The sequence below is a fragment of the Verrucomicrobiia bacterium genome (assembly GCA_035489575.1).
In the GTDB taxonomy this organism is placed as follows: Bacteria; Patescibacteriota; Saccharimonadia; order Saccharimonadales; family JAGQNK01; genus DATHJY01.
The window spans coordinates 75,304-86,645 of record DATHJY010000005.1 but is presented as its reverse complement, the minus strand read 5'-3'; the positions used below and the strand labels follow the sequence as shown (position 1 = coordinate 86,645).

Sequence of the window (11,342 nt, the reverse complement as noted above, 5' to 3'; positions counted from 1 at the left end):
GGCCAAAGATTGAAGCCACCTTTGGAAAACTCAAAGAGCAACACTTCTTGGTCTCTTCGTTCCCAAGAAGTGTTAAGGGCTACTTTGTGCACTACTTACGAACCCTGCTTGGCTACCAGGTGGTTAATTCGTGATTGGGGTATCATGTAGTTAATTTTTCTGCAATTAGATTGTCTAGCTACAATACTTGTCACCTATTCTGAGTTAGCAGGCTCCGGTATACTGTGAGGTAGTACATGGCAACATATAAGGTTATTCAAGATATCGAGGCAGAAGATAAACTGCTTGGGCCGTTCAGTTTACGGCAGTTTATTTATTTGTTGATTGTGGCGGTTACTATGTTTCTGGGCTACAAGCTGTCCAGCGCTAGTGTTCTTCTGATCATACCGTTGCTGCCTATTATTATTTTCTTTGCTTTGTTGGCGGCGCCATTTGGCCGGGACCAGAGCAGTGAAGTCTGGTTGCTTGCCAAGATACGGTTTTTTATCAAACCCCGTAAGCGCATATGGAACCAAGATGGTATACAACAGCTCGTTACCATCACTGCGCCTAAAAAGATCGAGGCACCGCGCACCAAAAACCTTACCCAGACAGAAGTCAAAAGCCGCCTGCAAGCTCTAGCCAGCACTATCGACACGCGCGGCTGGGCAGTGAAGGACGTCGATGTCAGCATGTTTGCCCACCCCTCGCTCCTGGCTGCCGCTCCAGATTCGGACCGGCTTATTGCTGCCGAGACATTCACACAGGTAGAAGAAGACATAGCGGCACCCCAGGATATGTTTGACGAACAGACAAATCCAACCACTCAAAACCTTGACCAGCTTATGCACGCCTCTAGTCAGGCCCACCGACAACAGATTGTCGACACCATGAAGCAGAGCGCTCAAGCCCCAGCACCAACGAGCACATCCCCCGGTGGTCCACCCCCAGACTACTGGTTCCTCAACAGCAACGCCGGAGCGCCGCAGACCAGCCAACCTGGCAGTGCTACGTTTCAGGGCAACCCACTGATAGCTCCTGGCACCAACGATACCTCGGCGCCAATCACACCCCCACCCATGGTCCCACCCCAGCCGGTGCAGGGGAAAAAGATTGGGGTAGCCGACGAGCAAGCCCTGCTAGCACAGCTACACGCCGCCGCACCCGGCAAGCCCGCCGCCTCGGTTTGGAATCACCTGCGGACCATCAAGCCACTCGCCGAGCAGCAGACAGAGGCCGAGGCAGCCGCCCGGGAGGCTGCCAAAAAAGCCGCCGAAATGCCTCCACAGCCTCCGGTGACAGCACGACCCGACCCTGCTATACTGGAACTTGCAAACAATGACGACTTGAATGTGGCAACTATCGCCCGACAGGCCAACAAGGCCAAGGACCAAAAAGAGCCACCTTCTGATGAGGTTGTAATATCACTTCACTAGCAAGTCCGTCTGCCTAGGTACAGGTGGGGAATAAAAGACATCAATGGATCCAAATACTAATGCCCAGCCACCAACCGGCCCCGTCAACGGAGCCGGTGATCCTTACGCCGCCAACTCCCAGGGGTATGGCGCCTACGGCCCACAGCCGGCGGTTGCTCCAGACTACCAACAACAGCCTGGGCAAGCGTCGCCACTCCAACCGCCCGCACCCATGCCTGCAGCCCCTCAGCCGCAGATGATGCAGCCCCAAGCACCCGCGCCACCCATGGGTCCACCACCCGCAATGCCCGCCGCTCCTCAAGTTGGTGACATACCAGGCACACCCGGCCAGGCTCCGGCTGCTGTCCGCGCAAAGACCAACCCCAACAGCAGCCAGAACGCACTCCAGATTGCCGAGATCCGTGACGGAATTGTGATAATGAATGATGGCAGCTTCCGCACTGTACTCATGGTCAAGTCCATTAACTTTGATCTTATGAGCCCCAGCGAGCGAGAGTCGGTAGAGTATGCCTTCCAGGGGTTTCTCAATTCGCTGTACTTCCCAGTGCAGATTTTTATCCGATCACAAAAAGTAGATATCCGTCCGTACCTGGAAAAGTTGGACAAAATCCGCCAGGAGCATGACAACATGTTGCTTGCGCTGCTTATGGAAGATTACTTGGTATTTATAGAGAACCTGGCTATGCAGACTAATATCATGGACAAGAAGTTTTATGTGGTTATCCCGTACTTTGCTACCGTAGACGTTCAGAAAGCTATCACCCAGAGCAAAAACTTCTTCACTGGCCTGAAGGGAATCTTCCGGCCCCAAGAACAACACGTGGTTATCAACGAGCAAGAGTTAAATACCGCCAAGGACGAACTGCGCAACCGAATTCAGGCAGCCCTGGCTGGATTGCAACAGTGCGGCATACAGGGACTGCCTTTGGATACCCAGGAACTGATCGAGCTGTATTACGACACTTACAACCCAGATACCGCTACTCGTCAGCAACTCAAGAATTTTAACGACCTCACCGTACCCGTCGTAACCAAAGGGCAGGGTAATGCGCCACAGCCCAACCTAAACAGGGAGCTTCGGTAACCATGGCCAAAAAACCCAAGAATCAGCTAGACCCTTTGGCTATTGCCGAGCAGCAACGGATGGCCGAACAGCAAGAGGTGCAGAGTGCCTTTCAGAAGGGTATTACCGCACTGCGCGACTTTATTGCGCCGGCATCCTTAGAATTCTCTGGCACCCACTTCCAGCTGGGTACTCGGATGGCCCGCACCTACTACGTCTACGGCTATCCACGGCAAGTATTCACCGGATGGCTGTCGCCCATGATTAACCTAGACGAAGTCATGGACATGACACTCTACGTCTACCCCGTAGAGAGCCAAGTGGTATTGGAAAATCTCCGCAAAAAGGTATCACAGCTAGAGGCCGGCATCCAGATAGACTCAGAGAAGGGACGTGTTCGCGACCCCTCCAAGCAAGCTGCAATCTTGGACGCCGAGGAAATGCGCGACAAACTACAGGTGGGCGAAGAGCGCTTCTTTCGCTTTGGCTTTTACTTTACGCTGTATGCCGGCAGTATGGACGAGCTGGAGTTTGTCACCCACAAGGTTGAATCTATTCTGGGACAGCAGTTGGTCTATTCTAAGCCGGCCACTTCGCAGCAAGAGCAGGGCTTTAATAGCACTATTCCGCAATTTGTTGACCAGTTGCAAATCCGCCGCAACTTTAACACTGGGGCGCTCAGTACGAGCTTTCCGTTTACCAGTGCTGACCTGACGCAGGACAATGGTATTTTGTACGGCATAAACATGCATAACTCCGGCTTGGTTATTTTTGACCGCTTTTCACTGGAAAACGGCAACTCGGTGGTCTTTGCCAAGTCCGGTGCCGGTAAATCATTTACCGTCAAACTCGAGGCACTGCGCAGCATGATGTTCGGTACCGAGGTATTTATCATCGACCCAGAAAACGAATACCAGCGCATGGCCGAAGCTGTTGGTGGCGCCTATGTGCGGCTCAGCCTCAATTCGGTTACCCGCATCAACCCCTTTGAGTTGCCAAAAGTGGTAGATACCGACGAAGCCGACAATGCGCTACGCAGCAACCTCATTACGCTCCATGGACTGTTGCGCCTGATGATGGGCGGTGCCCAAACCCAGATGATGGGCGGCAGTGCCGTAGCCGCCCCAGCACTGAGCCCTGTAGAAGAAGCCGACCTAGATGCCTCGCTCATAGAAACATACGCCAAGGCTGGCATCACCAACGATCCGCTCACCCATACCGCCCAACCACCAACCATTGCTGACCTGTATGACACATTGCTGCACATGGGTGGCACTGGTCCGCAGTTGGCACAGCGTTTGCGCAAATACACCACCGGCACCTTTGCGGGTATCTTTAGCCAGCAGAGCAATATCGACATCAATAACCAACTGGTCGTGTTCAACATCCGTGACCTCGAGGACGAGCTACGCCCCGTCGCTATGTACATTGTCCTGAACTTTATCTGGAACAAAACCAAGAGCGACATAAAGAGACGCATACTGGTAGTAGACGAGGCCTGGCAGCTGATGAAATACGAAGATTCGGCCAATTTCTTGTTCTCGCTAGCCAAGCGAGCCCGCAAATATAACCTGGGTATCACTACCATCACTCAGGATGTGGAAGACTTTATGGGCTCGCGCATGGGACGCGCCATTGTGGCCAATGCCAGTATGCAGATACTGCTCAAGCAGTCCGCCTCGGCCGTTGACGTTCTGAGCGACGTCTTTAAACTTACCAGCGAAGAAAAGAAACGCCTCAGCCAGTTCCCAGTCGGACAGGGGCTGTTCTTTGCAGGCCAAAACCACGTACACATCCAGGTGGCAGCCAGCCCCACCGAAACCAGCCTCATCACCACTAATCCTGAACAAGTGCAGCAGATGCAGCAGCAGGGCGAGCTAAGCCAGCCCGGTGGGGGCACGATTGACTTGAATAACCGACTCTATCCTGGAGTATAATGGACAATAATAAGGACATATAGTGGGCGCAGTATACGACGACCAAGACAAACCAACCCCTTATATAAATAGTACGGGGAGTCCGGAGGCTGAAGAAGCAAACCGCCTCATAGCACAGGGTGCCCACAAGGCTCGCCACATAGACAGTACGGGGAGTCCGGAGGCTGAAGAAAATAACCGCAGAGTAGCAAAACTGAACGAACTTAGGACCGGCACCGGTGCGGGAGCGGAAAGTTCGCCAGCGACCGAAGGCAAGGGCTCTAAAAATGACAAGCTGGCTGACAGCAAGGGCAATGCGCTCCACAGAGCAACCCCCGAACCGCTTGGTGCATCAAGAGGTAATTCAAAGGGCAAAGGGGGCGGAAGTCGCAAAAAATTGATGCTCTTTGGCGGCGGCAGCGCGATGAGTATAGCCGCCTTATTCATAGGCTTTACCTTCACGAGCGGGTTTGTGGAATTTATTCACTTTGGCAAGGTTTTACAGAGACATTTTGCTGGTATCGACGACGTCATGGATGACCAGCAAATGTCCCGGATTCGGTACCGTCGTCGGCTCGGCCTTTCGGGCAATAAGGCCGCAGATATTATCGAACGACAGCTAAACAAAGCAGGGTTTACCTCTCTCCATGACGCGGCTGGCTACTTTCAGGGCTTCGAGATTGACCCAAAAAAAGTATCGGCGGCGCAATTGGAGAGACTAGGAGGACACCTGGACACCAGTCCTAACGGTGGAAGAATGCTGGTTCTCGAGCCTGGATCTAACTTCCGGCGGCGCAAACTAATGAACAACGTGCTAAAAGCCGCCAAGATTCGTTTTATTCCCTCCAAAGTATCTAGTAGAATCATGCGCACCAGGGGGGGCATATCTTTCCATATCTTAGGCAATGTCGACCGTAAAGCACACACCACCCTAAGTAGCTATACTGATGAGGTGCTCAAGAAATTCACCGACTTCTTTAGGGAGGGGAGTGATCTTAGCGTCAGGGCCTCCGGCGAAACCCAGAATGATGATGGCACTGACCTGAGCGACGAAGAACGCGCCGCCAGTCAATCGGGGGCCGATGATTTTAACGAGACTATCGACGGTGTCAAAACCGACCCCAGTGATGCAAAAATTAGTCAAACAGCAGCAGATGTAAAAACCAGCATAGATGCCGACAAAGCAGCCGACTTCCTTGGATTCATCTGTGCAGCACGCGGTATTGGCGACCAGTGGCAGAAACTCATGTACGCACGCATTGCTTTGCCCTTGGCACGCCTTGGTGTGGCTTTTATATCTATCAGTAGTCAAATAATGTCCGGTGACAAAGTATCCATGCACGAAGTAAGTGCTATGGCTATCATGCTACATGACAAGAATCTTCCGTGGAACTCGGCACGTAGTATTCAGTACGAACTGGGCCGCACCCCCACCGGGCCAGATATGCCTAAGTCTTCACGCCTGAGTCGTATTGGAAACAAACCAGCCTTCTTTGACATAGTCGATCGCCTACCAGTGGGCACTGCCTGCAAGATCAATAATAATGTCGTTGGTGGGCTGGTTATTAGCTTTGCCACGGGCGGCATTGTCCTGGACAGCATTATGACTGGGCTTGGAGCCATAGGTATTGACCCTGTTGGCGATGGTATTTCTTCTATAATCAGTTGGGCAGTTGGGCAACCGCTCAAAGCCATACCCACGGGCGCACTTTTGGGCAACTACGCTAACTATGGGTCACTCCTGGGGTCGTTTAACCAGTTCCTTGGCATAGGCGCTCGTGTTCTGACTTCCGAGGAAGGGATGCAACTCCGCGAGGAAAGGCTCGCAGCCGAGAAAATCGACTTCGAGACTAAACCAATCGCCACCCGGATCTTTGACCCTACCGAGCCACGTTCGGTCGCCGGTCAAGCATTCATAGGTGCACCAAAAACCGGATCCGAGGCCTTTGCCAGTTTATCTAACGCCCTCTGGAAATTCCCATCCACGGTCGCAACCATGTTTACCAAGCTAACCTTCAAACATGCAGGGGCGGCAGGCACATACGACTATGGAGTGGACTATGTTGGCTTCACTAGTGCCGAGATGAACGACGCACGGTTCATTGACCCCTACGCCAATGACAATACTGTAGAGCCACAGCTAGCCGAGCTGAATGAGAAATACGGAAAATGCTTTGGCACCACCATAGATCCCACGAGCAAGCAAATCATTACCGACAAGGTTCCCAACTATTTCGAGGATGATTTCAGCCCGTGCCGTATCACCCCAGAAAACAGCGAATACACCACATTTACTCAGTATCGCTTCTATCTCTTGGGTAAGGCTGTTGAACGCTCCATGGAATGCTGGGGCGGTATCGAAGACTCCTGCAAACAAGCACAGGGCAAGGTTACAGCCGCTGCTGCTACAAGCGCTGCCGTTGGAGCCGCAGGCCCCGGCTTGATAGTAGGCAACCCAACCGACGACAGTACGAGTGTCCCATGCGCCCAGGGCACTCGCGATATTGGCATCCAGGACGGATACAATGACGGCAACCGGGTCCCTGTGCGTCTATGCTCGATACCCAATATTCCCAGTAATGGTCGTGGTGATTCGCCCGGCGCTCAGTTTACTACCCCTGGGGCTGATGGTCACGTTATCGTAAACTCCCGCGTGTCAGGTGCGTGGTTTAAGTTAGCCTCCGATGCAGCAGCGGCGGGCATTCAGTTATCGGCCAGCACTAGCTTTAGATCTATGGCATACCAGGAAGAGCTGTGGCGAACGGGTGGTGGCGATACGCGCTATGTCGCTCGACCCGGGCACTCGAACCACCAAAATGGTACCGCTATAGACTTTACGGGCATGAGTGATAAAGGCGGCACCAGTTGTACTACTCAAGCGACCTTCCCCAGCAGCCCCGCCTGGGTGTGGCTGACGGCTAATGCACCTCGGTATGGCTTTAGGCAGCTCAATACCGAGGCCTGGCACTGGAGTCCTGGAGTACCGTGCAACCCAGAGCTAATCGGACCAGGGCCCCAGTAATGAGGACATACATCCGTAGTAAACCCGCTCGCTACCTGTTTGTCGTGACCGTACTGGCGGCCTGGATTGTAGTTCCCATTCCCGCAGCAGCACTGTCGCCCGCCCAAAAAAAGCTCTTTGACGCCGGAGTACACTACTACGACCTCGTCGAAGATGCACTGCCTACCAGTTGTCCGGGAGGTGGTAACGCAACCTCATTGACCGGATCTACCCAGGAAGAGAAGATTTTTAACTTCTTTATAAGCAAAGGCCTAACAGCGCCCGCGGCGGCTGGAATTATGGGAAATCTGTCTGTTGAGTCAGGCTATGACCCCTTTAACCAACAGAATGGCTTGACGTGGCCCACCGGAGGGTGGGGTATCGCCCAGTGGACAGCTGGACGCCGTGATACCATCCGCAATGCAGTGACAACCAACCCTGAATTTGGGAATAATTTCTACACCGATACCGAGCGGCTAGAAACCGCCTGGCCGGACCCCACGGAACGAGCCGCAGCAATTGATAAACTACTCTTATTCCAGCTCAATTACCTATATAACGAGTCGGTGGGCCGTGATGTCAGAAACCCCGTTATGCCAGTGCCCTTTGCCACGACACCCTTTGAGGGCATCCCCAAGGAATGGGATGCCCTCAAAAAGGCACCAGACGTGCAGACGGCCGTGATCTTTTGGGAGTGGAACTACGAGCGAGCAGGAATTCCTGCGCTGGGCGACCGCCTGACAGCCGGTAATACAGTCAATACCACTTATGGATCTAACGCTGGGGGCGCTGGTGCGCCTATTACAGCAACCGGTGGCTGTGGCTCGGGGCGCGAGCTCACAGATGGCTTTGCTATGCCAGTTGACCGACAATTTTACCTTGCCCACAACAGTGACACCATACCGGAAAACCAGCGCTGGTTTACCAAAACTCACCACGACTATCCGGCCGCCGACATACCCGTTCCCTCACTCACCGAGGTATATTCTATGACCGCCGGCACTCTCCATATCTCACGAGGAGACTGTGGTACCGGTGTTAAGGTGGACGCCGGGAACGGTATAGTTATTTCCTATTGCCACGGCACCGATGGTGGCTCGATAGAAGGCGCCAAAGAGGGCGATACCGTCACAGCCGGGCAGCTCATTATGCACTCTGACAATACCGGCAATAGCGACGGCCCCCACCTCCACGTTCACATTGGCGGTCCTGGCGAGGTAGATTACTGTCCACAGAACTTATTTAAGGGCATCATGGAAGGCAGGCCACCGGCCATTACGTCCCTGCCTACATCGGGTTGCACACACTAAGAAATAAAAGGAAGGCGTTATGTACCCACAAGATTCAGGCTTTAGCCCCACCATGAAACGAAGGTTGATTCTCGCACTCGTTGGAGTAGCCGTTGTACTGCTCATGATATTGCTTGCGGGCTACGGATTTGTATCGGTAGAGCCGACCGGAACAGGCAGCAGCGAGATCACCTACAACCTAACTAACCAGGGAAACGGAAAAGTCACTACCATCAAAAGCGCTTCTTCTATGAAACGGCTTCTTCCTCGTGGCACCTATGAAGTTATGGTCCGGCAGGGTGATACCAGTTATTTCGCGGTCGTAAAGTCCAGCGGGTTCCTTATGACCAAAAAAGTGGCCAGTCAGCTTGTACCAGAAAAGGGCAGACGTTTTATCGGGGATAACCCAAACCCCTGTATGTACCTGCTGAAAGGTACGTTGGTTTCATATGGATGCACGAGTGGTCTTCAGAGCCTCTCGCTACATGTGCCAGCCACCGCCACCCAAGCCACCTATGCCCTCAAAAGCCCCAGCCTACTAGGCGGCACAATCGAAGGCGTACTTTCGACAAAACGTGGTGACACCGTCATCGTCAAAAACCGCACAGATAGCGAAGATGAGGGTGCGCCCCATGCCGCCTACGTCCTCGGCACTAATGCTAGCCTGCAAGACAGCAAGGCACTCGAGGGGTTGAGCGAAAATCAGTCCTACGACGCCTATCCATACAAGGATGGTGTGCTTATGGTTGGTCAAGAGTTTGGCACTGCCCAGTACTTTGCCGAAGCAAGCGGTCAACCGCAGGGCGTGAGCATTCATGAGCCCAAGAATACCAAGCAAGAGGCTTATCGAGGCGATGCCCGCGGATCACGACTTGTCATTGCTTACGCCAATGCGGAGCAAAACAATGAGCGTAACCTGGACGACGAAAAAGACACCAAGCCCGTCGAGGGAACCCTAGTGGTGCAGAATGATTCCGAAAGCCGGGAATATACCACCAACAAAAAATACGTCTCGATCAAACTGTGTGGCGATAAATACCTCTGTACATTGGCGAACGAGGAAGTCGAAGTGTTTGATGTCAGTGGCAAGAAACTCAAATCGCTCTACCGCATCAGTCATGTGACCGACATGCTCGTGACCGACTCTCGGCTAGTTCTGGTGCGTTCTGATGATATTATGGCCCTCGACCTAGCCACGGCCACTGGAGCTGTGCAATATCATCTGAAAGACTACACAACGTGTGGCATCCAACCAACGGGTGACAGCTACACCATCTGCCTTATTAATTCCAAGAGCAAGAAAGTGGCGCTGTTTATCGACCAAAAGTCTACGACCGACGGCATTGACCAAAAGATCGCCGAGATGCTCAAGACCCCCGAAATAAAGAGTTTGTCTATTTATGGAGGTTTTATCAGCGTCTCTCCAGAGGTCGGCAATCTTGTCTATATACCCTCTAGGGGTGGATTTGGCTACGAGCCGCGTAAGGTGCTAAGCGCCAACAAAGCAATCAAAGAGGCCACCGCCAAGGCCGGCATAGACCCCGCCAAGTACGTCGTCAAAAGCACGATGGAATAAGCCCCAGCCCTCAAGTACCCAGAGGCAAGATGCGGCAGTCACCCATAAAGTGCTGCACCACCACGTCGGCATCGGTGGTAGTAATAAAAGACTGATAGCCCGCGATGACTTTGGTCAGGGCCCGTCGTCGGGCTCCATCCAATTCGCTAAACACATCATCAAGCAACAGGATTGGTGGTTGACTGCGGGCCTCCTGGGTCAGCGACACCTCTAGTAATTTCAGTACCAGTAGAACCGTCCGGGTCTCTCCGCGTGAGGCGACGTCAGCTGCCTCACGATCGCCAAATGTCATAACCAAATCGTCGCGGTGGGGCCCAACACTCGTAAAGCCACGTTCTATGTCGACGTCCTGGCGCTTCTCGAGGGCGTGGAGCAGGTTTGAGCCGTATTGGTCAGTGGCATGCCAGTCGGTGCGGTAACGGGCGTGTACGCTATCGTGACGCGATCCTGACAGGTCCTGGTATAACCCGCCTATCTCTTGATCTAGTCGACTCACCAGCTCGTGCCTATAACGCACCACCTGGGCGCCAAGATCGCTCAGCCGCACATTCCAGGCAAATAGCTGATCCCTCGAGCCAGGACCACGCTTGAGCAGGGCATTGCGCTGGGCCAGCGTACGGCGGTAATCACGGCGTATCTTGCCATAGGAAGGGATGGTTTGCTCCAGCAAGGTGTCCAAATAGTCGCGACGGGCCTCGGGTGATCCATGCAACAGCTGCAAGTGATTTGGTTCAAACAAAACGGTCGGTATGGTACGGGGCAAACTCAGTCGCACCAGACGTTGATCATGAATAACATACTCTTTCTTGATAGTAGCGTTTTCTTGGCGGACAAACTTGACCGTTCGCTGACCATCATCACCGTGGGTATCAATACGACTCCATGGTGCCCCATGGGCGACCAGCTCGGTATCTTTGGCCCGGAACGAACTACCACGCGACGCCACCAACAGGGCCTCGAGCAGATTGGTCTTGCCGCTGGCGTTTGGTCCTACGATGATATTCACACCGGCATCGAACTCGAACGACTCATCGCGATAAGACCTGAAGCGCTGCAGTCGGATATCGGAGATCATTATTCTA

7 protein-coding genes are annotated in these 11,342 nt (G+C 53.3%); 6 read left to right on the top strand and 1 reads right to left on the bottom strand.

Features of this window, described 5'->3' with window-relative positions; genetic code table 11:
- Positions 1-236 precede the first annotated feature (236 nt).
- From VK694_02830 to VK694_02805, 6 genes are read left to right on the top strand one after another with little or no spacing between them, the layout of a single operon-like run.
- A complete protein-coding gene (locus tag VK694_02830) occupies positions 237-1,415 on the top strand; it encodes a PrgI family protein (protein ID HTE57653.1) in 1,179 nt (392 codons plus the stop codon).
- Positions 1,416-1,458: 43 nt separating this feature from the next.
- Complete coding sequence (locus VK694_02825) at positions 1,459-2,499, top strand: hypothetical protein (protein HTE57652.1); 1,041 nt, start codon at positions 1,459-1,461, stop codon at positions 2,497-2,499.
- 2 nt (positions 2,500-2,501) lie between these two features.
- Positions 2,502-4,415 (top strand): DUF87 domain-containing protein, encoded by a 1,914-nt coding sequence (locus VK694_02820; protein ID HTE57651.1) that lies wholly within the window; start codon positions 2,502-2,504, stop codon positions 4,413-4,415.
- 22 nt (positions 4,416-4,437) lie between these two features.
- Positions 4,438-7,416 carry a D-alanyl-D-alanine carboxypeptidase family protein gene (locus VK694_02815; protein HTE57650.1) on the top strand — a complete coding sequence of 993 codons (2,979 nt, stop codon included), beginning with the start codon at positions 4,438-4,440 and terminating at the stop codon, positions 7,414-7,416.
- Complete coding sequence (locus tag VK694_02810; GenBank protein ID HTE57649.1) at positions 7,416-8,705, top strand: phage tail tip lysozyme; 1,290 nt, start codon at positions 7,416-7,418, stop codon at positions 8,703-8,705. The genes VK694_02815 and VK694_02810 overlap by 1 nt, the downstream gene beginning before the upstream one ends.
- A 19-nt stretch (positions 8,706-8,724) precedes the next feature.
- A complete protein-coding gene (locus VK694_02805) occupies positions 8,725-10,260 on the top strand; it encodes a hypothetical protein (GenBank protein ID HTE57648.1) in 1,536 nt (511 codons plus the stop codon).
- A 10-nt stretch (positions 10,261-10,270) separates the two neighbouring features.
- Here VK694_02805 and recF read toward each other — a convergent pair whose 3' ends face one another.
- The gene (gene recF / locus VK694_02800) at positions 10,271-11,335 is read right to left on the bottom strand and encodes a DNA replication and repair protein RecF (protein HTE57647.1); all 1,065 of its coding nucleotides are present in this window, start codon (positions 11,333-11,335) and stop codon (positions 10,271-10,273) included.
- Between the last annotated feature and the right edge of the window lie 7 nt (positions 11,336-11,342).

What these genes read in the sequence shown, in the direction of transcription:
- VK694_02810 (HTE57649.1), top strand. Translation starts at nt 7,416, where the DNA reads ATGAGGACATACATCCGTAGTAAACCCGCTCGCTACCTGTTTGTCGTG.
- VK694_02825 (HTE57652.1), top strand. Translation starts at nt 1,459, where the DNA reads ATGGATCCAAATACTAATGCCCAGCCACCAACCGGCCCCGTCAACGGA.
- recF (HTE57647.1), bottom strand. Translation starts at nt 11,335, where the DNA reads ATGATCTCCGATATCCGACTGCAGCGCTTCAGGTCTTATCGCGATGAG.
- VK694_02805 (HTE57648.1), top strand. Translation starts at nt 8,725, where the DNA reads ATGTACCCACAAGATTCAGGCTTTAGCCCCACCATGAAACGAAGGTTG.
- VK694_02830 (HTE57653.1), top strand. Translation starts at nt 237, where the DNA reads ATGGCAACATATAAGGTTATTCAAGATATCGAGGCAGAAGATAAACTG.
- VK694_02820 (HTE57651.1), top strand. Translation starts at nt 2,502, where the DNA reads ATGGCCAAAAAACCCAAGAATCAGCTAGACCCTTTGGCTATTGCCGAG.